At 71.3% G+C, this 25,157-nt stretch carries 19 protein-coding genes and 3 pseudogenes; 5 read left to right on the forward strand and 17 right to left on the reverse strand.

The genetic code is table 11. The features are described from left to right. Window positions 1-28: 28 nt before the first annotated feature. On the forward strand, window positions 29-1,219 hold the full coding sequence (locus tag C6N31_RS13945) for a PucR family transcriptional regulator (RefSeq protein WP_138352521.1): 1,191 nt from the start codon (window positions 29-31) through the stop codon (window positions 1,217-1,219). Window positions 1,220-1,387: 168 nt separating this feature from the next. After that, on the forward strand, window positions 1,388-2,137 hold the full coding sequence (locus C6N31_RS13950; RefSeq protein WP_138352520.1) for a DUF4232 domain-containing protein: 750 nt from the start codon (window positions 1,388-1,390) through the stop codon (window positions 2,135-2,137). A gap of 25 nt (window positions 2,138-2,162) precedes the next feature. Here the strand turns inward: C6N31_RS13950 and C6N31_RS13955 are convergent, their stop codons facing one another. The 15 genes and pseudogenes from C6N31_RS13955 to C6N31_RS14020 form a co-directional block, all read right to left on the reverse strand. After that, a complete protein-coding gene (locus C6N31_RS13955) occupies window positions 2,163-3,116 on the reverse strand; it encodes a DUF4352 domain-containing protein (RefSeq protein ID WP_232485166.1) in 954 nt (317 codons plus the stop codon). Window positions 3,117-3,250: 134 nt separating this feature from the next. Then, window positions 3,251-3,346, reverse strand: a pseudogene (locus C6N31_RS45545) (ABC transporter permease); the annotation flags it as partial. Window positions 3,347-3,760: 414 nt separating this feature from the next. Next, entirely contained in the window at window positions 3,761-5,305 is a 1,545-nt protein-coding gene (locus C6N31_RS13965; RefSeq protein WP_198357622.1) for an ABC transporter substrate-binding protein, read from the reverse strand. Further along, window positions 5,287-6,348 (reverse strand): ABC transporter ATP-binding protein, encoded by a 1,062-nt coding sequence (locus C6N31_RS13970; protein WP_138352516.1) that lies wholly within the window; start codon window positions 6,346-6,348, stop codon window positions 5,287-5,289. Before C6N31_RS13970 ends, C6N31_RS13965 begins: the two co-directional genes overlap by 19 nt. After that, complete coding sequence (locus C6N31_RS13975; RefSeq protein WP_138352515.1) at window positions 6,345-8,270, reverse strand: dipeptide/oligopeptide/nickel ABC transporter permease/ATP-binding protein; 1,926 nt, start codon at window positions 8,268-8,270, stop codon at window positions 6,345-6,347. Before C6N31_RS13975 ends, C6N31_RS13970 begins: the two co-directional genes overlap by 4 nt. Next, complete coding sequence (locus C6N31_RS13980; RefSeq protein ID WP_198357623.1) at window positions 8,267-9,214, reverse strand: ABC transporter permease; 948 nt, start codon at window positions 9,212-9,214, stop codon at window positions 8,267-8,269. Before C6N31_RS13980 ends, C6N31_RS13975 begins: the two co-directional genes overlap by 4 nt. Before the next feature lie 347 nt (window positions 9,215-9,561). Continuing rightward, entirely contained in the window at window positions 9,562-10,389 is an 828-nt protein-coding gene (locus C6N31_RS13985; RefSeq protein ID WP_138352514.1) for a PaaX family transcriptional regulator, read from the reverse strand. Between the two features lie 131 nt (window positions 10,390-10,520). Then, window positions 10,521-11,261, reverse strand: a complete 741-nt coding sequence (locus C6N31_RS13990; protein ID WP_138352584.1) for a maleate cis-trans isomerase family protein — start codon at window positions 11,259-11,261, stop codon at window positions 10,521-10,523. A 98-nt stretch (window positions 11,262-11,359) separates the two neighbouring features. Continuing rightward, window positions 11,360-12,265: a fumarylacetoacetate hydrolase family protein gene (locus C6N31_RS13995; protein ID WP_138352513.1), complete on the reverse strand. Its 906-nt coding sequence runs from the start codon at window positions 12,263-12,265 to the stop codon at window positions 11,360-11,362. A gap of 245 nt (window positions 12,266-12,510) precedes the next feature. Continuing rightward, complete coding sequence (locus C6N31_RS14000) at window positions 12,511-13,623, reverse strand: cupin domain-containing protein (RefSeq protein ID WP_138352512.1); 1,113 nt, start codon at window positions 13,621-13,623, stop codon at window positions 12,511-12,513. Then, a complete protein-coding gene (locus tag C6N31_RS14005; RefSeq protein ID WP_138352511.1) occupies window positions 13,620-14,672 on the reverse strand; it encodes a carbon-nitrogen hydrolase family protein in 1,053 nt (350 codons plus the stop codon). Before C6N31_RS14005 ends, C6N31_RS14000 begins: the two co-directional genes overlap by 4 nt. Window positions 14,673-14,736: 64 nt before the next feature. Next, complete coding sequence (locus C6N31_RS14010; RefSeq protein ID WP_138352510.1) at window positions 14,737-17,157, reverse strand: bifunctional salicylyl-CoA 5-hydroxylase/oxidoreductase; 2,421 nt, start codon at window positions 17,155-17,157, stop codon at window positions 14,737-14,739. A gap of 109 nt (window positions 17,158-17,266) precedes the next feature. Beyond that, window positions 17,267-17,737 carry an acyl-CoA thioesterase gene (locus C6N31_RS43780; protein WP_232485188.1) on the reverse strand — a complete coding sequence of 157 codons (471 nt, stop codon included), beginning with the start codon at window positions 17,735-17,737 and terminating at the stop codon, window positions 17,267-17,269. After that, a pseudogene (locus C6N31_RS14015) lies at window positions 17,714-19,339 on the reverse strand (AMP-binding protein); the annotation flags it as partial. The gene C6N31_RS43780 and the pseudogene C6N31_RS14015, both read right to left, overlap by 24 nt. A gap of 178 nt (window positions 19,340-19,517) precedes the next feature. Beyond that, entirely contained in the window at window positions 19,518-20,081 is a 564-nt protein-coding gene (locus C6N31_RS14020) for an ATP-binding protein (protein WP_198357624.1), read from the reverse strand. Between the two features lie 390 nt (window positions 20,082-20,471). On the opposite strand from C6N31_RS14020, the gene C6N31_RS14025 reads away from it, so the two are divergent. Then, a complete protein-coding gene (locus C6N31_RS14025) occupies window positions 20,472-21,422 on the forward strand; it encodes an alpha/beta hydrolase (RefSeq protein WP_198357625.1) in 951 nt (316 codons plus the stop codon). A gap of 153 nt (window positions 21,423-21,575) precedes the next feature. Beyond that, on the forward strand, window positions 21,576-22,271 hold the full coding sequence (locus tag C6N31_RS14030; RefSeq protein ID WP_198357626.1) for a phosphatase PAP2 family protein: 696 nt from the start codon (window positions 21,576-21,578) through the stop codon (window positions 22,269-22,271). A gap of 59 nt (window positions 22,272-22,330) precedes the next feature. On the opposite strand, the pseudogene C6N31_RS43785 reads toward C6N31_RS14030, so the two are convergent. Then, window positions 22,331-22,507 (reverse strand): annotated as a pseudogene (locus C6N31_RS43785) (substrate-binding domain-containing protein); the annotation flags it as partial. 599 nt (window positions 22,508-23,106) lie between these two features. Between C6N31_RS43785 and C6N31_RS14040 the strand changes: the two are divergent. Next, window positions 23,107-23,790: a phosphatase PAP2 family protein gene (locus tag C6N31_RS14040; RefSeq protein ID WP_138352506.1), complete on the forward strand. Its 684-nt coding sequence runs from the start codon at window positions 23,107-23,109 to the stop codon at window positions 23,788-23,790. 7 nt (window positions 23,791-23,797) lie between these two features. Here the strand turns inward: C6N31_RS14040 and C6N31_RS14045 are convergent, their stop codons facing one another. Then, window positions 23,798-25,123 (reverse strand): glutamate-1-semialdehyde 2,1-aminomutase, encoded by a 1,326-nt coding sequence (locus C6N31_RS14045; RefSeq protein ID WP_138352582.1) that lies wholly within the window; start codon window positions 25,121-25,123, stop codon window positions 23,798-23,800. Window positions 25,124-25,157: the final 34 nt, after the last annotated feature.

Raw genomic sequence — 25,157 nt, forward strand, 5'->3', positions numbered from 1 at the left:
ACCAATAAGCGGAAGGAACTCCGCCACGGTGCGACAGACCCAAGAACTGGCAGATGAGCCGTTCAGCCGGATCCCCCCGGAGCTCGCCCACCATCTCCGGCCCTTCCTCGACGCTATCCGGAAGGAGGTGGTCGCAGCCATCCAGGCCGAGATTCCCGAGTACGACCGCCCGACGAACGACACCTACACGAAAACCATCCACACCGGCGTGGAATTAGGTCTGAACCTCCTGCTGGACCGCCTCTCCGCCCCGGGCATCAGCGCGCAGGAGGTCATCGGCATCTACCGCGGTATCGGCCGCGGCGAAGCCCGGGAGGGCCGCAGCCTCGACTCCTTCCAGGGCGCGCTCCGCATCGGCGCCCGGATCTCCTGGCGCCGCATCGTCTCCCTCGCCGACGCCGACGTCCTGCCGCGTGAGGTCCTCGGCCTGCTGGGCGAGGCCGCGCTGGTCCATATCGACGAGATCGCCACGGCCACCTCCGCCGGGTACGCCGAGGCCCAGTTACATCTGGCGGGTGAGCTGCAACGCCGGCGGCTGCGGCTGTTCGACATGCTGATCGCCGAGCGGCCCCCCACCGAGGAGGCCATCCGCGATCTCGCCCACGCCGCCCACTGGCCGGTCCCCACCTCCCTCGCCGTGGTCGTCGTGGACCACCACTGGGAACGCGAGACCCTCTACCCGATCCTGCCGCCCGGCTTCCTGGCCCGCTTCGACCAGCGGCCCGGGTGCATCGTCGTCCCCGACCCGGGCGGACCGGGCAGGACCCGCGCCGTCGACTCGGCGCTGCAGGGCCACCGCGCCGCCCTCGGCCCCACCGTGCAACTGACCGAAGGCGCCCGGTCGCTGCGCTGGGCGATGGACGCGCTGACCCTCGCCCGGCGCGATGTGCTGCCGGGCGGCGAGGTCGTGCGCTGTTCCGAGAACCTCGCCACCATGCTGCTCTTCCAGGACGAGGCCCTGGTGGACGCCCTCGCCGAACGCCATCTCGGCCCGCTGGAACGGATGCGCCCGCCGTACCGGGCCCGCCTCGCCGACACGCTGCTCTGCTGGCTGCAGTGCAGCCGCAACGCCAACGAGGTGGCGGGCCGGCTCGGCATCCACCCGCAGACCGTCCGCTACCGGCTGCGCCAGCTCGACGAACTGTTCGGCGACCGGCTCCAGGACCCCGACGCCCGCTTCGAGATGGAACTGGCCCTGCGCGTCCAGCAGCTGCGCTGAGCGCTCCCTGTCGTCGGTCCGGTGCGGAGCAGCACCTGCCGGCGGACCCCGCGGCCCTGACCGACCCGGCCGGTGGCAGTCCGCTGGAACCGCGGCCCGCGTTCCGCGCGTGAACGCACAGAGATCGTCGCGCCGCCGCACGCAGAGAGTCGGGTACCCATGACCGCCATGCTGAATCGCCTGCCCCGCCACGCGGCTGTGATACTCGCCATCGCTGCCCTGAGCACCGGCGCCGTCGCGTGCCAGACCTCGGCGGACGGCGCGCGATCCAGCGGACGCCCCAACCACGCCCCGAGCACCCCGGCCCCCGCCCCCACCACGGGCGTTCCGAAGGCGACACCCACCGCCGGCAGCGGCGGCGTGACCGACGGTGCCAAGAGCAGCGGAAACGATACGACCGGCGGATCCGCGTCGTCCGATGACGGCCCGTCGAACGCCGATACGTCCACCTCCGGCACGTCCACAGTCGTCGATCTCGCGTCCATCGCCCGCTGCCACACCGGCGACCTCAAGGCGGGCTTCGCCGCCGGCGGCGGCGCGGCCCCGGACATGGCCTCGACCGGCCAGACCCGGGCCTCCGTCTTCTTCACCAACATCAGCCGCCACACCTGTTCGCTCATCGGCTTCCCCGGCGTCGACATCGTCGGCAACCGCGCGACGGACGGCACCTGGTCGCTGATCCGCGCCTCGACGACGCCCACCAAGATCCTGCTCAAGCCCTCGGACACCACGAACTTCTCCATCACTCTCCTCCCCACCACCGCCCCCGCCGCCGAGGCCTTCGAGCCCGCCCTGGTCCGCATCACGCCGCCGGACGAGAAGACCCAGTTCGCGCTGAAGTGGCCCTGGGGCGGCTCGATCGTCCGCCAGGACGGCGCCACCCACCCCGGCACCTTCGTGAACCCCGTGGGCTCCTGACCGACCCATGGCCGACGGCGGCGTCTCAGTGGATGTCCGCGCTGACGATCATGCCGTCACGGACCGTGTAGGTCCCGGAGAAGACGCGGTGGCTGCCGTCCGTCTGTGTGGCGTCGAGAACGACGCTCACGGTGTCGCCCTGGACATCCGTCACCGTCACCGTGTCGTGGGCGGTACCGGCGAAGCCGGCCACGAAGCCCTGCATGGACCCGTTGAGGTTCTTGCCGCCCAGGTTCCATGCCGTGAGATAGGCGTGGGCGTTGATGGCGGCGTAGTAGTTCTCGACGACCTGGCGGGGACTCGTCGCCCCGGCGGCGGACGTGGGCGCGGGTGCCGTGGAGACGGTCGGCTGGGGCACCGGGGCGGTGCCCGTGGACGGCGAGCCCTTCTCCACGCCCTGCACGGTCCATTGGCCGGTGTTGGCGGCGAAGCCGGAATTCAGGGTGAACTGCACTTTGGCGATCACGGAGGCCTTCGGCACTTCGAACGTGATGAAGCCCAGCGCCGTGTCCCCCGGGGTGATCCGGACACTGCCGGGGAAGCTGGGCCCCGCATTCGTGTCGGCGATCGTGGAGTTGAAGGCCTGGCCCTGGGTGTCGATCACCTGCGCCCCGTTGGAGGGGGAATCCGCGTACACGGCCGTCCCGGTGTCCCGCAGCCGGAACTGCACGGCCACGAAGCGGTTTCCCGCGTCCGGACCGAAGACGCCGGCGCCCGCGGGATCCACGACCCGCGTGACCGTGACGGCCATGCGCTCACCGTCACCGGTACCCACCAGATCCAGGGTGTCGCCGATCTGCGCCTCCTGCTGCCCCGCACCGGTCGGTGACGCGGTGGGACCCGGGACGGACGATCCGGACGTGGAAGGCTGCACGGACGCGGGGGACGTGGTGACCGTCGGGGAGGAGCAGCCGACGGCGACGGTGGCGAGCACCACGGCGAAGAGGGACGACGCACACAGCCATTGAGCGCGATGCATGGTCATCGCCTCCTGGGAAGCGTCTGCACATCGTCCGCTTTTGGTTCCCTATCCCACCATAGGTTCCTCGCCGTACCCCCGCGCGTCGGTGCTCCCGGTCAGCGGGCCAGGCGGCCCAGGAGGGACGAGGCCGCCGCGATGCCCAGGGCCGCGATGACGATCACCACGACCGCCTGGATCAGCGCCTTCGCCCCGGCCGCGAACGCCTTGCCGGTGATCAGGGCCGGCCGACGCGGTTCGAAGAAGTCCTGTGGCATGGCACTCGTTTGAGGGAGGGCGGCCGGGTTGGCTGCCGCAGAGCTGATCCGACGGCTGTTCCGTTGGGGGCGCCGTACGTGCGCCGCCCGTTCGCCCCGGCGTGTTCGTGAGGGCACCTGCTGTCACTGCCAGCAGGTTCGGATATCAGCACAGTTGGCCGTTGCTGGCAAGGGTTGTCGCCTACCTCTCGGTCACCGGACGGCCACGCTGCGCCGACCTGCGCACGGGAGCGGGAACTGATCAGGGACGATCAGGTGCGAGCCGCCCGCGGGCCCCATGGCGAAGCGCGCCTCCCGCCTCCCGCCGGCCGGAACGGGGCGGGCGGGAGACGGAAGGCGCGAGGCGGAAAGCGTGAGGCGGAAAGCGTGAGGCGGCAGGGACGGGTACTACTTCGGTGCGGTGGCCCAGGCGAGGTCGGGAAGGTAACTGGGTGCCACCGCGAACCCCTTCAGCTTGCGGCTGTTGAAGGCGTAGATCCCGTCGGTCCGCAGCACCGAGACGAACCACGCCTGGTCGACGACCCGGCGCATGACGTTCTGGTAGAGCGCCGGCTGCTGCTCCTGGGGGGCGGCCGCGGCGGTGGCCAGCATGGCGGTCAGTGCGGGGTCCTGCGAGGCGAACGGGTTGAACGCGGTCGGGTGCGGCAGCATCCAGTCCAGCGACAGCGTGTAGGTGGAGGCGCCGCCGTAGCCGAACCCGAGCGCGGGGAACTTCTTCGACGTGGCGTTGCCCAGCCACTGGCCGATGCTGGTGTCCGTGGTGACGGTGGTGGTGACGCCGATCTGCTTCCACTGCTGGACGACGGCCTGGGTGACCAGGTCGATGCCGAAGAAGTTCTGGGTCTCCATGTGCAGCGCGAACCCGTTCGGGTATCCCGCCGCGGCGAGCAACTGCTTGGCCTTCGCCGGATCGTAGGAGTAGTGGTTGTCGTAGTCGGCGGCGAAACCGTCCAGGCCGGGGAGGGATATCTGGTCGGTGGCGTGGCCGTACTGCTGGAAGAGAGCCTTGGTGATGCTCTCGCGGTCGACGCCGTAGTTGAGGGCTTGGCGGACCCGGACGTCCTTGAGGGGCTTGGACAGGACCCCGTCCCGGTCGACGAGGTCGATGCCGAGGAAGGCGTTGGGCGAGCGGATCACGCTCAGGCCGCCCGAGGTGGCGGTGTCGACCTGGTTGGCGGTGATGCCCAGGATGTCGGCCTGCCCGGTCTTCACGGCCTGGAGGGCCGAGTTGGGGTTGGCGACGATCTTGATGATCACCTTCTTCCAGTGGATCTTCGTCTTGTCCCAGTAGTTGGGGTTGGGGGTGTAGGTGTAGTGGTCGCCGGTGGCCGTGTGCGCCGTGTCCAGGACGTACGGGCCCGCGCCGAAGGACTGGGTGCCCATCTTCTTGGCGTCGGCCAGGCCCGCCGGGCTGATCACCGAGCCGACGAGCAGGATCTGGTTGAGCAGCTGCGGCACGTTGGGGTGCGGGCTGGAGCAGTGGATCCGCACGGTGAGCGGACCGGTGGCGGTGACGGAGTCGATCGCCGAGGTCCAGGAGACGTTGAGCCCGTTCTTGCGGGTGTAGTTCAGTGACGCCGCGACAGTCTGGGCGGTCATGGCCGTGCCGTCGGCGAACTTCACCCCGTCGCGCAGGGTGAACTCGAACTCCCGGTTGCCGGTGCCGACGTACCCCCACTTGGTGGCGAGCGCGGGACCGGTCTTCCCGTCCTGCCCCTGCCGCAGAACGGTGTCGTAGGCCAGGTTGACGAACCAGTTGTCGGAACCGACGTTGGCCTTCGCCGGGTCGAGGCTCGCCGGGGCGCTCGGGGAGATGACGGTCAGGGTGTCGCCCTGGCCGCCGGATTCCTTCGACGACCCGCCGCACGCGGTGGCCGCGGCGGCGAGCACCACCAAGGTCGCCAGCCCGCTGATCATTCGTTGCCTGAACACGGCACTTCCTCTCCTGTGATTCCTGAATGTGCTGGAACGGTCAGCGGATGCAGGTCCGCGGCGCGATGGCAGGCGGCGGTCCGCCCGCCGCCCGACGCTTCGCCGCCGGGGACGGGCAGCAGCTCGGGGCGCAGGCTGTGGCAGATGTCGATCGCGTGCGGGCAGCGGTGCGCGAAGGCACAGCCGGTGGCCGCGGGCGGCTGGGTGGACAGGACCGTGGCGCCGGCCGCCTCCTTGTCGGCCCTGCGGGCCCGTTGCACCCGGGGATCGGGTTCGGGGACCGCGGCGAGCAGCGCCTGGGTGTAGGGGTGCACGGGATCGGCGTAGACGTCGTCGGCGGGCCCGGACTCCATGACCTGGCCGCGGTACAGGACGACGATGCGGTGCGAGAGGTGCCGGACGACGGGGAGGTCGTGGGCGATGAACAGATAGCTGAGGGAGAGCTCGCTCTGCAGATCGGCCAGCAGGTTCATCACCTGGGCCTGGATGGACAGGTCGAGTGCGCTGACCGGTTCGTCGCAGATCACCAGGCGTGGTGAGAGCATCAGCGCGCGGGCGATGGCGATCCGCTGCCGCTGCCCGCCGGAGAACTGCCCGGGGTACCGGTTCGCGGTGTCGGCGGGCATCCCGACCCGCGCCAGCATCTCCGTGACCCGCTCGGCGGTCTCCGCCGCACCGATCTTCCGGTGCACCAGCAGCGGTTCGGCGAGCGTCCGGCCGATGGTGCGGGCCGGATTGAGCGATGAGTACGGGTCCTGGAAGACCACTTGCAGCCGGGCGCTGAGCTCCCGCCGGACACCCGGCCGGGCGCTGGTGATGTCGGCGCCCTCGAAGTGGATCCGGCCGGAGCGGACGGGGTTGAGACCGAGCACGGCCCGGCCGATGGTCGACTTGCCCGAGCCGGACTCGCCGACCAGGCCGACGGTCTCCCCCGCCGCGATGGTCAGGGACACCGAGTCCACGGCACGGAACGGCGCGGTACGCCGGCCCTGGCGGAACTCGACGGTCAGGTCCTGGATGTCGAGGATGGTCTGCGGAGTCATCTGGGGGTGCCCTCCACGAGGAGCTGCTGGGAATGGACGCACCGCGTGAGGCGGTCGGGTACGGGCCGGGTGAGGGCGACCGGTGCCGCCGCGCACGCGTCGGTGACGCGCGAGCACCGGGCGGCGAACCGGCAGCCCTGCGGCCAGTCGCGGGGGGCAGGCACCGTGCCGGGGATCGTCGGCAGCGGCTCTCCGCCGCCGGCCAGGTGCGGGTTGGCCGCCAGCAGGCCCGCGGTGTACGGATGCAGCGGCAGGGTGAACATCGACTCGACGTCCGCCTGCTCCACGACCTGCCCCGCGTACATCACGACCGACCGGTGGCAGAGGTCCGCCACCACCCCCCAGTCGTGGGTGACGATGAGCACGGCCATCCCCGTCTCTGCCTGCAGCCCGCGCAGCAGCGTCAGGATCTCGGCCTGGACGGTCACGTCCAGCGCGGTGGTCGGCTCGTCGGCGATCAGCAGCTTCGGGTCGCCCGCCAGGGCCAGCGCGATGGCGACACGCTGGGCCATCCCGCCGGACAGCTGGTGCGGGTAGCGGCCGGCCACCGCCTCCGGGTCGGGGATGTTCACCATGGTCAGCAGCTCGATCACCCGGCGGTGGGCCGCGGCGCGGGTCGTCCGCCGGTCGGCGCGGCTGTGCCGCCGTACGGCCTCGGCGAGTTGGCGGCCGACCGGGAAGGTCGGGTCGAGGGCCACCATCGGTTCCTGGGACACATAGGCGATCCCGGAGCCACGGACCCGGGCCAGCTCGGCCGGGGAGCCGGCCAGGTCGACCCCGTCGAACACCACCTGGCCGCCGGCGACCCGGCCGCCGCCGGGCACAAGGCCCAGGACGCCCAGCGCCGTCACCGACTTGCCGCACCCGGACTCACCGACGACGCCGAGTGTTTCGCCCGCCATGACGTCGAAGGACACTCCCTGGACGACGGGGATGCCGCCGATCTCGACCGACAGGTTCCGCACCGACAGCAGCGCCCGCGCGTCCGGTTCAATCGAGCCCTCCACAGGGGCCACGGCGTCCTCGGCGGACCTCGGCGCCGGCACCGTGCGGCCCGGCGGTGCCGCCATCTTGGAGACCGACCAGCCCTCGATGGCCGCGTCGCGGATCGCGTCGCCCAGCAGACCCAGCGCGATCACGGTGATGACCAGCGGAATGCCCGCGGGGACCAGCATCCAGGGATCACGGTCGATGTTCTGGGACGCGTCCGCGACCAGACCGCCCCACGACGGGTCGGGCGGCTGCGCCCCGAGGCCAAGAAACCCCAGCCCCGCCTGGATGGTGACGACGATCGCGGAGAACAGCGCCGCCTGGACGATGACCATGCTGGTCATCCGCGGCAGCACGTGCCGGCGCAGGATCTGGGAGCGCGTCAGCCCCGCGACCTTCGCCGCGGCGACGTACAACTCCTCGCGGATGCCGAGGGTCTGTGACCGCAGGATCCGGATCAGGCCCGGACTGCCGAGCACCCCGAAGGTGATCATCGCGGCGTGCAGATTGCCGGGGAACACCGACAGGACGACGAGCACGATGATGATGCCCGGGAGCGCGAACATCAGGTCCGCGGTACGGGTGACCAGCCAGTCCACCCAGCCGCCGAGATACCCCGAGGCCAGCCCCAGGACGGTGCCGATCACCAGGTAGACCAGCAGCGACTCGGCCACCGCCAGCAGCGTGGAGCGGCCGCCGAACAGCAGCCGGCTCAGCAGGTCCCGGCCCAGGTTGTCGGTGCCGAGCAGATGGCCGCCCGAGGGGCCGGCCAGCACGTGTCCGAGGTCCTGCTCCAGCGGCCCGCGCGGGGCGGTGAACGAGGCTCCGGCGGTGGCCGCGGTCAGCAGCACCAGCCAGCCGATGGCGGCCGCGCCCGACGGGCGGCGCACGACCCGGGCGAGCAGACCCGGTCTCTTCGCGGCGGTGCTCATGCGGCACGCACCCGCGGGTCGAGACGGCCGTACGCCAGGTCCACCAGCAGGTTGACCAGGACCACCAGCACCGTGATGTACAAGACGGCTCCTTGGATGAGGGGGATGTCGTGCTGGATGGTGGCCTGTTGCGTCAGGCTGCCGAGGCCGGGCATGGCGAACACCGTCTCGACGAAGACAGCGGCGGAGAGCAGGCTGACCAGCACCACGCCCAGGACGGTCACCACCGGCAGCGCCGCGTTGCGCAGCACGTGCCGGTAGAGGATCGAGCGCGGTGAGAAGCCGTTGGCCTGCATCACCCGGATGAAGTCGCGGGTGGAGGTGTCCAGCACCGAGTCACGGGTCTGCTTGGCGATGATCGCCACCGCGCCCACCGACAGCGACATGACCGGCAGCACCAGCGAACGCGCCCACTGCGCCGGGTCGTCGGCGAACGGTACGTAGCCCGTCACCGGGAACCAGCGCAACTGCACCGCCAGCACCGCGATCAGGACCAGCGCGAGCCAGAACGCCGGGACGGCCAGGCCGATCAGCGACAGCCCGTCCACGATCCTGACGAGGAAACCGCCGCGCCGCGCGCTCAGCAGGCCCAGCGCCACGCCCAGGATCCCGGACACCACGGTGCCCGCGACGATCAGCGATATCGATACCGGCAGCCGGTTGTTCAGCACCGACGTGACCGGCTCACCGCTGAACAGCGAGGAGGCGAGGTCGCCGTGGAACACCCGCACCAGCCAGTGCCAGTACTGCACCGGCAGCGGTTCGTCCAGGCCCAGTTGGCCGCGGACGGTCCGGTACTGCTCCTCGGTCGCGTGCTGCCCGACGATCGTCCGGGCCGGGTCCCCCGGCACCAGTGACACCAGCACGAACGTCAGGGCCGAGACCATGAACAGCAGCGGAGTCGACGACAGCAGCCGCCGGATCACCAGCCGGAATATTGCCATGCTCACCTCATCGGAAGTTGTACGAAGGGAGGATCTGGGGAGCGCTGAGGGCGCCTCGGCGGCGATGGCGAGAGAGATCCTGGATGCCGGGTCGCGGAACGGAGGGCGGTGGCGGGTTACGCCGAATCCCCCGGCCGGGCCACCGCCACAGGCGGTGCGACTACGCGGCGGGCATGGCCGCTTGCGCGGCTCCAGCGAAGATTATCGAGCTGATTTAGCTACAGCCAGAAGAAGAACATACGAAATTTACACGTGTCAATAGACTGCACCGCACTACTCAAGATGGCGGGTTACACGTGATACCTGAGGGTGGATTGACGGGGATTTCACCCCGGGGGAAGCCCGGTCTACGGAGCTTCGGAGCCCGTCACCTTGCGCACATGGCGAAGGCTCGGCTCGGCGAGCAGCTCGTGCAGCTGCTGGAAGACCCGGCGGGCCTCCACCGCGTTCCAGTCACCGGGAAGCAGCTCGGCGGGCAGGCCGGGGTCGAGGTACGGCAGCCGGCGCCACTGCGTCAGCATCGGCACATAGGCGCGGAAGGCCTCGGTGGGATCGATGGCGGACTGCTCCGCCAGCCGGGCCGCGATGGGCGCGTACATCCCGGTGAACGCCTCGTACTGCGCCTCGATGGCCGGGAAGTCCCACCAGGAGCTGACGGCGGTCCGCAGATCGCTGAACGCGGCGTAGTCGGCCGTGAAGAGATGGACGTAGTCGCTCAGCCCGAGGCGTTCGAGCGTGTTGCGCGCGTCCTCCAGCAGCCGGCCGGGCGCCAGCCACACGCCGGCCGCGGTGTTCCCGAAGCCCAGCCAGGTCAGCCGGGTGCGCAGCTGGTAACGGTGGGCGCGCTCGGACTCGGGCACGGAGAAGACGGCCATCACCCAGCCGTCGCTGAGGTTCGCCGGTTCCAGGCTGCCGAAGATCCGCCGGTCGCCCTCGTCGAAGATCGCGTGCACGGCGGGGCTGAGCCGGTACCCGGTCGCCCCCTGCCGCTCGGGTTCGAGAATGCCCCGCTTCTTGAGCCGGGAGATCGCCGACCGCACCGCGGGGCCGTCCACGTCCAGTTCCGCCATCAGGACGATCAGGTCGGCGATGGAGATCCATCCGCCGAGATGCCGGACGAAGGCCCCGTAGACCGTGTTGATCAGGGAGCTGGGCCGGGTCGAGCTGTCCGACATGATCGCCTTCCGTCGTGTGCGGAGGCGATCCTACCGAGACGTACGCCCTCGGCCCGTCCCCAGGGCACGTCGGGCCGGCCCGGCCGGTCCGGGAAGCGGGCCGGCGGGCACCCGGCGGTATCCCCCGGTGGTCACCCGGCGGCCACCTCCTGCCCGAGGATGGGCACCTCGGCGTAGCCGCCGGACAGCAGATGTCCCGCTCCGGGCGCGACCGCCGGCAGGTCCAGCGCGCGGAGCAGCTGGTGGGCGGTGCACACCGCCGCGGACACCACGGGCTTGCCGAGCAGCTGCTCGGCCTGGTCGATGGCGCCCAGCGAGGGCATCTGCACGCACGCGGAGAGCACGACGGCGTCGGCCTCCTCGTAGTCCAGCGCCCGCGCGATGTCCGGCAGCAGGGCCGGGTCGTGGGCCGCGACGTCGAGGTTGTCGGGGATCTCCAGCGCCTCGTAGTCGAGCACCTCGAAACCCTCATGGGTGAGGTAGTCGACGACGGTCTGCGTGAGCGGGCGCATATAGGGGGCGACGAGCGCGATCTTCTTGGCGCCGAGGGTGCGCAGCCCGTGCACGAGGGCGCCGGCGCTGGTGACCACCGGGGCCGCTCCGCCGTTCTCGGCGGTGCGCGCGTGCAGCCGGCTCTCGGAAACGCGGTGGTAGCCCAGACCCATGCTCATGATCGCCACCAGGCAGGCGTAACCGAGCACGTCCACCCGGGCGTCGGAGAGCTCCAGGGCGCACCGGTCGGAGTCGGCGTCCATGGCCCTGAGCTGTTCCGGCGTGACGTGGGTCATCCGCATCCGGCTGGAGTGGAAGGTGAACCGTTCCGGTGCGATGGTCTCCCGGGCGCGCAGGATGGCGGGCACTTCGGTTTCCATCGTGACGTTCGAACTCGGCACGATCTGGCCGATCCGGTAGCTGCGGTGGGACAAGGCGGTGCGCTCCTTCGGTGCGGGGGTTGGCTGATGACGGTGGGTCAGCGGGCGTCGATCACCGGGTTCGACAGCGTGCCGATGCCCTCGATCGTGGCTTCGACCAGGTCGCCGGGCTGCAGGAACTCCGGCGGGACCATGCCGGCGCCGACGCCCGACGGGGAGCCGGTCGCGATGACGTCACCGGGTTCCAGGGTCATGCCCGAGGTGATGTCCGCGATGAGCCGGGCGATCGGGAAGAGCATGTGCCGGGTGTTCGACTTCTGCTTGATCACGTCGTTGACCCGCAGCGACAGGTCCAGCGCCATCGGGTCCCCCACCGCGTCGGCGGTGACCACGGCCGGGCCGAACGGCGCGTAGGAGTCCTGGCCCTTGGAGAAGAACCACTGGCCGGAGCGGCGCTGGTCGCGGGCGCTGATGTCGTTGATGATGCTGTAGCCGAAGATGTGGTCCCAGGCGTCCGCCTCCGAGACACGGAAGGCCGTGCGGCCGATGACGACGGCGAGTTCGCACTCCCAGTCCAGCTGTGTCGTCAGATCCGCGTTGTGCAGGATCGGCCGGCCGGGGCCGGTGATCGCGGTGGCGGGCTTTCCGAACAGCACGGGCCGGTCGGGCAGTTCCTTCGCGGTGTCCAGCGTGCGGCTGGACTCCGCGACGTGCTCGACGTAGTTCAGACCGACGCCGACGACCTTGCCCGGCCGCAGCGGTGCGCGGAGTTCGACATCGGCGAGGCGGTGCACGACGCCGGCCGGCCAGCCGGCCGGGTCGCCGCTCAGCAGCTCGCGGGCCGCGTCCAGGGCGGCGGATCCCGACCGGATGAAGGAGAGCAGGTCGGCCGGAAGCTCGGTCCCGGCGTGCCCGGCCAGTGCAGCGAGGTCGACCACCCGGTCGTCGAGCTGGGCGCCCAGGCGGTCGGGCGCGTCGTTGTGGGTGTACGTGATCAGGCGCATGGCTGCTCCTTGCGAGGGTGGGACGGGGTACGTCGGGGTCGGGAGGGCCGGGGGGTGAACCGGCGGTGTCCCCATCAGGAGGACACCGCCGGTCCTGGCCGGGGACGGTGTCGGCGCGACAGGAGTGTCCCCGGAGACTCCGGCGCCGGAGCCGGTGTCAGGGCCGGCGGATCCGGCGGCGCGGGACGTCTTGGGTGGCGGGCCCGTCGGGTGACGGGCCCGACAAGCGACGGGTCGGTGCTCGCCTAGGTGACGGGCTGGTGCCCGTCGTTCGCGGTGTACGCCTCTTCACGGAAGAAGCCGAGCGAGCGCATCACCGGGAAGTCGTTGAACGAGAACAGGCAGGCGTCCTCGGACCGGTCGAGGTTCTCGTGCTCGTGCCAGGCCCAGGACGGCACGCAGAAGATGTCGCCCTGCTTCCACGCGAACCGCTGCCCGGCGATCACCGAGACACCGTGGCCCTTGGCGGCCGTGTAGATGACGGATCCGGTGTGCCGGTGGGCGCGGGTCGCCTGGCCGGGGCGCAGCAGCTGCATATGGGCGCTCATCGTGGGCATCACGGATCCGCCGGTGAGCGGGTTGGTGTACTCCATGATCACGCCGTCGTACGGGGAGCCGTCCGTGGTTTTCGCCAGGTCGCGCAGCGCCGCGTAGGTCGGCTCCCAGGGATAGGCCAGCAGCGGAGAGTACGGCCTCGTCCACTTCTCCACGCCGTACGGCAGGAGGTTGCCGCCGTAGGTGAGAACGGAGGAGTTGATCACCTTTCCGGGCGTCTGGTAGAGGTCGGGGTGGACCTCGTAGAAGCCCGCGTCCAGGGAGTTGACCAGGGGGATGTCCAGGCCGTCCTGCCAGATGACGGGGGCGTCGTCGGAGTCGTTGCCGTGCTCGTGCCAGGTGCCGTTGGGGGTGATGGCGAAGTCGCGGGCGCCGACCTTCAGCTTCTGCCCGTCCACGATCGTCCAGGCACCGGTGCCCTCCTGGACGAAGCGCAGTGCGGCGGCCTGGTGCCGGTGGGCGGTCATCGCCTCGCCGGGGCCCATGATCTGCAGTCCGGTGTAGAGCAGTCCCGCGGCGGCGCTGACGTCCTTGCGGCCGGGGTTGACGAGCATGACGACCCGCCTGCCGGCGTCGTCGGCCTTGACGAGGTCGAGCGCCTTGTGGACCAGCGGCCGCAGTTCCTCGTAACGCCACAGGACGGGCACGGACTTCGGCTGCGGGAACCAGGGTTCGATCTCGTTGGCGACGGTCCACAGGGCGCCGGCCTCGAGGCCGGCGAGCTCGCCGTAGTACGCCGTCAGCTCGGGGGTGTCGGACACGCGGGCGCGTCCCAGCATGGTGTCGTCGTTCTCGGCGGTCATATCTCCTCCTTGAGGTCCTTGAGGCCGTTGCGGTCCTGCAGTTCGGTGCTGTCCTTGGCGTCCGGGGCGGGAGCCGCCGGCGCGGGGTCGGTCGCGAAGGTCACCGGTTGGCGTGGACGGTTGTCGACGTGGAGCTGGAAGACGTCGAAGCGGTTGTAGTGGCCGGTGATGTCGTGCATCTGCTTGGGCTGGATGCACTTGCCGAGGTCGATCTCGGCGTAGACGATGCCCTCGTCGTCGATCAGCGGCTCGGTGACCGGGCGTCCGTCCGGGCCGAAGATCCCGGACAGCGCGCTGCGGGGGCGGGCGAGCATCCGGCGCACCTCCTGGTCGTCGCCGGCGATGGTGTCCACGATCTCCGGGGAGATCGTGGAGCAGGCCACGACCGAGAAGACCTTGCCCTCGAAGGAGTGCGCGGCGGTGCGGACCGCGATGGCGTCCGCCATGTCGTAGTCCTCGGGGGCCACCGGCAGGGCGATGTAGCTGGAGGCGTGGACGAGTTCGCCCTGTGCCAGCAGCGTGAAGCGGGCCAGCGTGTTGGTGTTCTCGCCGCAGGCCAGGACGCCGAGCGGGCCGATCGGGGTCCGGTGCACCTGCAGGGAGCTGCCGTCGCCGCCGGTCCAGGTCAGCTTCTCTGCCCACGTCGGCACCAATTTGCGGTGCACGCCCAGCAGTTCGCCCTCGGTACCGATCGTCAGCATCGTGTTGTAGAGGACGCCGAGGCTGTGCGCGCCGCGCTCGTTGACGCCGATGACGAGGACGACGCCGTACTGGCGGGCGGCGGCGCGCAGCGCGTCCACCTCCGGTCCCGGGATGTCGACCGACGAGCGGTAGAGGCGCTCGAACCACGGGGAGCCCTGGACCGGGTTCATCGTCCAGTTCCAGTACGGGTATCCGGGGATGAAGACCTCGGGGAAGACGATCAGCGAGGCGCCGTTGCCGGCCGCCTCCCCGATGAGGGCGATCGCTTTGTCGACGGTCGCGCCGGCGTCCAGGTACACCGGTGACGCCTGGACCGCGGCGGCGGTGAAGCGGGGCAGGTTCAGCATCCGGTCCTCCTTGCTTCTGCGGTGGTGAGCGCGGTCAACGGCGCCCGGTCGGTGGTCGGCACGATCAGCGGCCGCTCGTCGCGCCGGACAGGTCCGCGTCCGGCAGCCCGGCCGCCGGGTGCGGAAGCCAGCGCTGGTGCACGGGCACGGGCGGTTCGCGCAGCAGCTGGAGCCGGGGCGGCACCCGGTCGGTGCGGGCGCCGGGCGGCTTGCCGCTGCCCGCCTTCCACGAGTGCGGCCAGGTCGCTCCCGGCCCGGTGTAGTCCTGGGCCGCGGCGGCGTGCAGGGTCCACAGCGGGTCGTGGAGCTGGGCCCGGCCGACGGCGCACAGGTCGGCGCGGCCCGCCAGGATGATCGAGTTGACGTCGTCGTAGGTGGAGATGGCGCCCACGGCGATGGTCGGGATCCCGGTGGCGTTGCGCACCAGGTCGGCGAACGGCGTCTGGTAGCTGCGCCCGTAGCGCGGCCGCTCATGGGCGACGACCTCACCGGTGGAGACGTCGAGCGCGTCCGCCCCGGCGTCCGCGAGGGCGCGGCAGATCTCCACCACGTCGGCTTCGCTGGTGCCGCCCTCGGCCCAGTCCGCCGCGGAGATCCGGATGACCAGTGCCTTCCCCGCCGGCCATACGGCGCGCACCGCCCGCAGCACCTCCAGGGGGAAGCGCAGCCGTCCTTCCAGCGTGCCGCCGTAGGCGTCGGTGCGGAGGTTGGTCAGCGGGGAGAGGAAGCCGGACATCAGATGGCCGTGGCCGTACTGCAGCTCCAGGACGTCGAATCCGGCCCGGTGGGCGCGTTCCGCGGCGGCGGTGAAGTCCCGGGCGATCTCGTCCATGTCCGTGCGGGTGGCCTCGCGCGGCACCGGGTCCGCCTCGTTCCAGGGCAGGGCCGAGGCGGCGATGGTCGGCCAGCCGTCGTCGCCGAGCGGGCCGGAACTGCCGTCGGAGCGGGGCATGGTGGTCGCGGCGCGGCGTCCGGCGTGGGTGAGCTGAATGCCCAGGCAGGTGTCCGACTGCTGGTGGACGAAGTCGGTGATCCGCCGCCAGGCGGCCTCCTGCCCGTCGGTGTACAGCCCCGGGCAGCCGGGGGTGGCCCGCCCCTGCGGGCTGACGGCCGTCATCCCCGCGAAGACCAGCGCCGAGCCGCCGAGCGCCCGGGTGCTCAGGTGCACGAGGTCGAAGTCCCCCGGCACACCGTCGCGTGCGGTGTACAGCGCCGTGGGCGGCACGACCACCCGGTTGCGCAGGTGCAGGCCGCCGAGCCGGAACGGCCGGAACATCGGCGGCACGGACACCGCCGCCGGCCGCACCGCCGCGGTCAGCGGTTCCTCCGCCTCGGCGAGCCAGGAGTCGACCGCCGCGGTGAACTCCCCGTCCCGCACCCGGAGGTTGTCGTAGGTGACGCGGCGGCTGCGGGTGAGCAGGTTGAACGCGAACTGGTGCGGGTCCTGGCCGGTGTACCGGCCGACGTTCTCGAACCACTCCAGGCTGGCCTGGGCCGCGCGCTGGGTGGATTCGACCACCGGCCGGCGCTCCGCCTCGTAGGCGCTCAGCGCCGCGGGAACGTCCGGGTGCTCCTGCAGACAGGCGGCGAGGGCGAGCGCGTCCTCCATCGCCAGCTTGGTGCCGGAGCCGATCGAGAAGTGCGCGGTGTGCGCCGCGTCCCCCAGCAGCACGACGTTGCCGTGCTGCCAGGACCGGTTGCGCACGGTCGTGAACCGCAGCCACTTGGAGTTGTTGGGTATGAGCCGGTGCCCGTCGAGGTGGTCCGCGAGGAGTTCCTCGCAGAGCCGGATGCTCTCCTCGTCGCTGGTGCCGGGCGGCAGGTCACGGGCCGCGAACGTGTCGAAGCCCGCGCGCCGCCAGGCCGCCTCGTCGATCTCGACGATGAAGGTGCTGCGCTTCCCGTCGAAGGGATAGGCATGGACCTGCAGGGTGCCGAAGTCCGCCTCGGCGACGATGAAGGTGAACGCCTCGAAGACCCGGTCGGTGCCCAGCCACATGTAGCGGGACCCGCGCTCGTCGAGATCCGGCCCGAAGCGGTCGGCGAAGTGCTCCCGGGTCGCCGACCGCACCCCGTCGGAGGCCACCACGAGGTCGTACTCCGCGGCGAGTTCCGCCGCCGGCGGCGCCTGGGTGCTGTACCGGACGTCGACCCCCAGGGCGGCGCAGCGCTGCTGCAGGATCTGCAGCAGCCGCTTGCGTCCCAGGGCGGCGAAGCCGTGGCCGCCGGAGGTGAGGACCTGGCCGCCGTAACAGACGTCGATGTCGCTCCAGCGGGCGAACTCCTCCGACATGGCGGCGTAGACCTCGGGGTCGGCCTGCGCGATGCCGTCGAGCGTCTCGTCCGAGAACACGACCCCGAAGCCGAACGTGTCCTCAGCGGCGTTGCGCTCCCAGACGGTGACGTCCCATCGCGGTGAGAGCTGCTTGGCCAGGGCTGCGAAGTACAGCCCGCCGGGCCCTCCTCCGATGACTGCTACGCGCACGGGTCCTCCTCGTGGTTCTGCGACATAAGATATGCCGCATTTTCTGCGATCGTCAATATTGCAACATGGCGGGGCGGGACCGCGTGCGGTCCCGCCCGGCTCGCGCCGGTCAGGCGAACAGCTCGGGAGCCTGTGCGCCCGCCGTCGACAGCAGCCGGCGGACGTCGTCGGGCCAGGGCTCGGAGCCCTTGGCGCGCGCGGCGGAGTGGACGATCGTCATACGCCCGGTGGCGGCGACCCCGTCCCCGTCCGCCGCCCCGTCCTCGCTCTCACCGCGCACGGTGAAGGCGTAATGCAGCGAACTGGTGCCCACCTTGGTGATCCGCAGCTCGGTGCGGACGGCCTGCCCGAACCACAGCCGCTCCCGGTAGTCCGCCTCGAAGTGGACCCGGGGGATGCTGCCGAAGAGATGGCCGAGGCCGAGCCTGCGCAGCAGGACCGCTTCGGCCGCCTCGACCCAGCGCACCACCGTGGAGTGGTGGTAGTGCCCGGCCGCGTCCGTGTCCGGCCACTCGACCCGCCGTTCGACGGTCACGCTGGGCAGCGACGCCTCGCCGCCCGTCGCACCGTCCACCGCCATCCTGCGCAGTTCACCGCGGCGCAGCTTCCCGTTGCTGGTGCGCGGCAGCGCGGTGACGAACTCGATGGCGCGGGGGTACTTGTAGGGCGCGATGGTCCGCTTGACGTGGTCCTGCAGCGCCTTGACGGTGTCCGCGCCGGCCTCGACCCCGGCCCGCAGGACGACATAGGCCGTGACGACCATGCCGCGCCTGCCGTCCGGGGCTCCCACCACACCGCACTCCTCGACGTCGGGATGGACGACGAGCGCCTTCTCCACCTCGGGACCCGCGATGTTGTAGCCGGACGAGACGATCATGTCGTCGCTGCGGGCCACGTACCAGAAGTAGCCGTCGGCGTCCCGGACGTAGGTGTCGCCGGTGATGTTCCAGCCGTCCCTGACGTACTCCGACTGCCGTGGGTCCGACAGGTACCGGCAGCCGGTGGGGCCCTTGACGGCGAGCAGGCCCGGCTGCCCGTCGGGGACGGCCGCCCCCGTCTCGTCGACGACGGCCGCCCGGTAGCCCGGGACCGGCTTGCCCGTCGCGCCGGGGCGTATGTCGCCGTCGGCGGCGGAGATGAACACGTGCAGCATCTCGGTCGCACCGATGCCGTCGATGATGTGCAGTCCGGTGGTGGCGCGGAACTCCTCCCACACGCTCGCCGGCAGCGCCTCGCCGGCGGAGACGCACCGGCGGACGCCCGCCAGCCGGTCCGCGACACCGGCGGCCATGATCGCGCGATAGGCGGTGGGTGCGGTGAAGAGCACCGTGACACCGTGCTCGGCCACCAGGTCGGCGAGTTGGGTCGGTGTCGCCTGCTCGATCAGCAGGGTCGCCGCGCCGACGTGCAGCGGGAACACCACCAGCCCGCCCAGCCCGAAGGTGAACGCCAGCGGAGGCGTTCCGGTGAACACGTCGTCCTGCCGGGGCTGGAGGACATGCCGGGAGAACGTGTCGGCGTTGGCGAGCACGTCCCGGTGGAAGTGCATGGTCGCCTTGGGACGTCCCGTCGTGCCGGAGGTGAAGGCGATCAGCGCCACATCGTCCGCGGCGGTGTCGACGTTCACGAACGAGCCGCTCTTCGTCCCGCTGCGGGCCGCCAGGTCGTCCGGTCCGGTGCCGCCGTAGGGGACGACGGTCAGGCCGGCGGCACCGGCCGCGTCGAGCTCTTCGAGATAGCGGTGATCGCACAGGGCGGCGACCGGGCGGCTGATGTCGTGCAGTTCGGCGAGTTCCGCGGCGCGCAGCAGCGGCATGGTGGTGACGGCGACGCCGCCGGCCTTCAGGACGCCGAACCAGGACGCGACCAGCCACGGATTGTTCGGGCCGCGCAGCAGCACACGGTTGCCGGGCTGGAGGCCGAGGTCCTCGGTGAGCACCTGCGCCACCTGGTTGGCGCGCCGCAGGAGGTCCCCGTACGTCCATCGCCCGGTCGGGGTGAGCAGGCACGGCCGGTCGGGACCCCAGCGGGCGACGGCGTCGTCGAGCAGCGACTGCGCGCAGTTGAGCCGGGTCGGATACGCCAACTCCGGTAGATCGAAGCTGAGTTCGGGCCACTGGGCGAACGGTGGCAGCCGGTCGCGACAGAAGGTATCGGCATGCGCGGACGGAGAGAGCTCCATGGGGCGGCACCTCAATCTCGGGGCAGCGGGGAGAGTGGAGCCAGTATCTCGCCAAAATGACGGCAGTCAATGATTCGCTATAAAGGTTCTCGTTAAGAACAGGTTTCGTCACGGAAAGTGACGGAAGCGGAGGTCCGCAACGGGCCGGGGCGGTCACCTGGCGCCGCCGGGACGCCCGTCAGCGCGCGACGGGCACCCGCACCCGGATGGTTTTCCCGGCACCACCGCCCGCACCCCTACCGCCGTACGGGAGGACCTCCACCGAGCCGCACGCCTCGTCGACCAACAGGTTCACCATCAGCAGACCGCGCCCGCACTCCGCATCCGGATCGACGTCCGCCCCGGCCCGGGGCGGGCACGGGTCCCCGTCGCTCACGTCCAGCCACAGCTGACCGCCGCCGACGGCCGCGGTGACGCGCAGCTGCTCAGTGGCCGGCCCGGCGTGCTGCACGGAGTTGGCGGCCAGTTCGGTGACGACCAGCAGGAGGGTGTCGATGACGTCGGCATGGATGTGCCAGTCCAGCAGGACGCGGTGCAGCCGCCGGCGGATCCGCGGGACGGCCGCCACCTCGGGCGACAGCACCCAGTGGACGAGCGCGCGGCCCGGAGGAGGCGGCGCGGACGGGCGGGACCGCGCCCGCCCGGCGCCGGCGGGCGCCGGCAGGACCGGCGGGGCCGACGACGTGGACGGCATCGGCGGGGTGGACGGAGCGGAGACGGTGAACGCGGTGACGGTGAGCATCGCGGGACTCCCGGGGCGGGACGGCGAGGCGAGGGGGGACGGACGCCTGTGTCGCTCGTGCAACCTCCGCCGGCTCCTGCGCCACCTCTCGGATCAACTGGACCGAAATTCTGGGGTCAGTGCCGGTACGGATCGTTGTTACACGTGTAACATGCTAGGCAGCCCTCCGCGCCAAGCGCAAGGCATTTCGGGCAAAAGTTGCAGGATGTCGGATTTCACCGACGCCGTGAACCGCCGCGCACTCCCGTGCGCCTCATAAAGCTCGTGGACCTCGTGGACCTCGTGGACCTCCACTGACGTGCGCGGCCGTCCGCGGTGGTCTCCGCCGAGCACACGGCCCGTGCGCCGCCGCGGACACACGTCGATCGACCTGGATGGAAAGGGACCGGAATGACGCAGTCACCGCCAGCCCAACTCGACCTGGGGTGGCCTCCGCCGCCCTTCCTGGCCCCCGTGCCGCCCGTGGTGGGCGACGACGGCGTGACCCGGTTCGAGGGCGTCACCTACGCGACCTCGCCGGGGTACCGGCCGCGGTTGCTCGACGTCCAGGTGCCCGCCAGCGCGACGCCCCCGCCGGTCGTCCTCTGGATCCACGGCGGAGGCTGGATGGAGGGCGACCGGCGCTACCCGCCGCCCACCGTGCCCGTCGAGCTGCTGCACGGCTCGGTCCTCGGCGCCGGCTTCGCCCTCGTCTCCATCGACTACCGGCACAGCCTGGAGGCGCCGTTCCCGGCGCAGCTGCACGACGTCAAGGCGGCGATCCGCTACATCCGCCGCTTCGCCGGCAGTTTCGGCATCGACACCGACCGGATCGCCGTGTGGGGCGAGTCGGCCGGCGGTCATCTGGCGGCACTGGCCGGGCTCACCACGGCCGACGGCCCCGGCGGCGGCGCGATGGAGGGCACCGAGGGCGTCCTCGGCGAGCCGACCGCGGTACAGGCCGTCGTCGACTGGTACGGGGTCCACGAGATCGCCTCGCTGCTCGCCCACCCGATGCCGCCGTCACCGCCCGGCGCGCCCGAGTACCCCAACCCGTTCGCGGCGCTGCTCGGCGGCACCGAGGACGAGCGGACCGACCTGGCACGGGCCGCCAGCCCCGTCACCTATGTCGGCGCGGGCGCCCCGCCCTTCCTGCTGATCCACGGGACCAAGGACGGTCTGGTGCCCTACAGCCAGAGCGAGCTCCTCGCCGCGGAGCTGCGCACCGCGGGCGGCGAGGTCACCCTCACGCCGGTGGACGGCGCCGACCACATCTTCCTCGGCTCCCCGGACATCGTCTCGATCGTCGGCGACAGCGTCGCCTTCATCGCCGGCCGGTTGAACGGCCCGTCCCAGCCCTGACCCGGGCGGTTGCTTCCGCGAGCGGCGGCCGGACCTCCGGCCGCCGCTCTCTGCACGCCGCCCCCGTCCCTCGTCCAACTCTTCCGTATCCGTATCCGTTCATCCGTTTCCCCGTCCGTCCGCCCCCGCGGACCGGGCCGCGAGAGGCACCACGTGACCGACACATCGACCGCCGTTCCCGAGCTCCCGACCGCCGCCGGGAACCACCGGCTGCCCGCCGCTCCCTCGCGACCACGCGTGCTCCCCCTCGCGCTGGTCTGCCTGCTGGCCACCGCGCTGATCGGGATCGCCACGCGTGCCGACGTCCGGCACCCCTTCTTCCAGGGGCTGGACGAGCGGTGGCTCGGCTGGATGGGAGGACCGCACCGAGGTGTCTACGAGGGGGTCGCCACGGTCCTGAACTGGTTCGGCGGACCGCTCGGCGTGGTGGTCCCGCTGGCGCTCCTGGTGGCGCTGCTCGTCCTGAGGCGCTGGTGGTCGGTGCTGTATCTGCTCACCACCTACCTCTCGGCGAACATGCTCGTCGTCCAGGTCCTCAAGCAGGTGGTGGACCGGCCGCGGCCCGCCCACCCGCTGGTCAGGGTGGACCACGGCTCGTTCCCGTCCGGCCACGCCGCCGGTGCGGCGACCCTCGTGGTGATCGTCGGCGTCCTGCTGATCCCGCTCGCCCGGCGCCGGGCCTGGTGGCTGGGCGGCGGGTTGTTCGTCGCGCTGATGATGTGGAGCCGGACGTGGCTGCACGCGCACTGGCTCAGCGACACGGTCGCGGGAGCCCTTGCCGGTGCGGGTACCTCGCTGCTGCTCTGGTGGGCCTTCGCCCCGCTGCTCGCCCGGGAGCGCGCCGGCTGAGCCGGAAGTGAACTGACGCTACGAGGACGCCCGGTGGATGAGGGTGACGTCCACCGGGGCGGGCGCTGCAGCGAGGCCAGCACCAGATCGTCGGCGCCGACCACGGCCACGTCGTCCGGGACGTTGCTGCCCGCGTCCTGGAAGGCGTGCATCAGCAGCGCCGCGTACTCGTCGTTGTACGCGAAGACCGCGTCCAGACCCAGCCCCGGCCAGCGTTCCGCCAGTTGGGCCACCGAGTCCTGGGTGTACGCCACCTCGACGGCGGTCACCGTCGCCGTCTCCGCGAGGTCACCGGTGGCCGTGATCACGAAGTCGAAACGCATGGTGGTACGGGACTGCTCGTTGTAACGCTCCCAGACCGGCAGCGCCGCATGGTTCGGATCGTTAGGATGAGACGTAAAGGGGTCGTACAGGCCAGGAGCGGTTCTTCGCGGGATGGTCATGGTCGCTGGAGGATGAGTCGGACACGACGGGGGCTCGCGTTGGATCGCCTGGCCGGAGCGGACCTGGAAGTCGGCCAAGACCAGTTCATCCTGCACGGGTTTGTCATCCTCCTCGGTCCAGCCGAGCAACCCGTACAGGCTGACGATCCCGGCCATGTCGGCGGGCGGCAGCGGGCGGTAAGCCGTGGCGTGCCCGGACTTCCGGGCACCGGAGTCGTTCGGAAACCACGCCCCGCCGGCGTGGGGCGCGGTCACCGGCTCCGCCAACGCGGTCAGCGTCTTGATGCGGTCCCGCGGCGCCGGCACGGCTGCGACGCAATCCCGCAACGCCCGACGCTGCGCACGGCAGAAAAGATGGTCACTACCGCAGGTCGACCGGACGCGGTGGGCGGGTGACCGGCCGGGCGGCGCCCGCGATGCTGCCCCCATCGCTGCGCGTGTGGCTCGGGCTGATTGCGGCCCTCGCCGCGCTGGCGGTCACGGTACTCGGGGTCCTGTATGCCGGCCACAGCCAGCCCGGCAGGGTGGACGGGTGGATCCAGCCGGCGGTGGAGGGTGTGCGGCCGCCGTGGCGGAACGTCGCTCTGACCATGGACTTCTTGGGGGAGCCCGTGGGAGCGGTGATGCTGGTCGTGGCCATCGTGACGGGGTGCCTGCTGCTTCGGAGTCCTCGCGCAGCGGTGCTCGTCGTTGCCGGTGTCGGCATGACCGTGGGAACGGCGACGCTGCTCAAGCATCTGGTGGGGCGCACCATCCACGGCGACGGCAACCTGTCCTACCCGAGCGGGCACACCGCCTTCGCCACCGCGCTCGCCCTCATGGTGGCGCTGCTCGCGACCGGCCGGCTCGGCCTCGGCCGGACGGGCCGCACGTTACTCGTGCTCGCCGCGGCGCTGGTTGCCGGCGCAGCCATGGGCTGGGCGCAGGTCGCTCTGGGCGCGCACTACCCGACCGACGCCCTCGGCGGCTGGTGCACCGCGCTGGCGGTGATCCCGGCGACCGCGTGGCTGGTCGACCGGATGGCCGACTGGCTGGTTGATCGGACGGCCGCGGCCGGTTGGCGGGAGCGTCGCTGACGTCACGTCACACCAAGCGGCGGAACACGGGCTTCACCGGCCGCCCGGCCAGCCAGGGGGTGGGGTCAGCGGCGTCCAGTGCCTTCCGGTACACCGCGCATGCCTGGGCCACCACGTCGATGGTTCGGTCGATGTCTGCGTCGTCAAGCGCGCTGCTCACCACGAACGACTGGGCCAGCACTCCGCCCGCGAGGAGCCGGCGCAGGAACAGGGTGCGGTACTGCTGCGACGGCTGCCCGTTCTCGTCCAGGGTGGCGAAGACCAGGTTGCTGGCCCGGCCTCGTACGACGACGTGGTCGCCGACGCCCATGCCGGCCGCGGCGGCGCGGACACCGGTGGCCAACCGCTCGCCGAGGGCGTGCAGTTGTGCGGTGATGCCCTCCTCGACATAGGTGGTCTGCACGGCCATCGCGGCGGCCAGGGAGTGCGTTTCCGCACCGTGCGTGGTGGACAGCAGGAACACCCGGTCGCCGGAGTGACGCAGCCCGCCCCACTCCATCAGGTCGCGGCGCCCGGCCAGCGCGGAGACGGCGAACCCGTTGCCCAGCGCCTTGCCGAACGTGGAGAGGTCGGGCACCACGCCGTACAGGCCCTGGGCGCCCGCCTCGGACCAGCGGAAGCCGGTGATCATCTCATCGAAGATCAGTACGCAGCCGTGCTGGTCGGCCAGCTCGCGCAGGCCGGCGAGGTATCCGGGCGGGGGCTCGGTGTGGCCGGCCGGTTCGAGGATCAGGCAGGCGACCTCATCCTGGTACCGGGTGAGCAATTCCTCCGTGGCGGCCAGGTCCCCGTAAGGGAACGCCACGGTGAGCCCGGTGGTCGCCGCCGGAATGCCTGCGGACATCGACGTGATGCCGATGAACCAGTCGTCGACGGAGAAGAACGGATGGTCGCCGCAGATGGCCACCCGCGGGCGCCCGGTAACGGCGCGGGCGAGGCGCACCGCGGCGGTGGTGACGTCGGAGCCGTTCTTCGCGAACTTCACCATCTCCGCGGTCGGCACCGTGGCCAGGAAGCGCTCCGCGGCCTCGACCTCCACGATGGACGGCCGGACGAAGTTGCTGCCGCGGTCGAGTTCCCGCCGCACCGCCTCGAGCACGCGTGGGTGGGCGTGGCCGAGGCTGACCGACCGCAGGCCGGAGCCGTACTCGATATAGCGGTTGCCGTCGATGTCCCACACGTGGGCACCGCGGCCGTGGCTGATGACCGGCGCCACGTTCTCGGGGTACTGGTCGTCGCCCTTGGCGTAGGTGTGCGCGCCCCCGGGGATCATGGCGTGCAACCGCTCGTTCGCCATCCGCGACCGGGGCAGGAGGAACTCTTCGGTGTCCACGGTGACTTCAGTCTCTTCGGTGTGTTGGGTGTCC

This window comes from Streptomyces fildesensis (genome assembly GCF_016107395.1).
Classification (GTDB): Bacteria; Actinomycetota; Actinomycetes; order Streptomycetales; family Streptomycetaceae; genus Actinacidiphila; species Actinacidiphila fildesensis.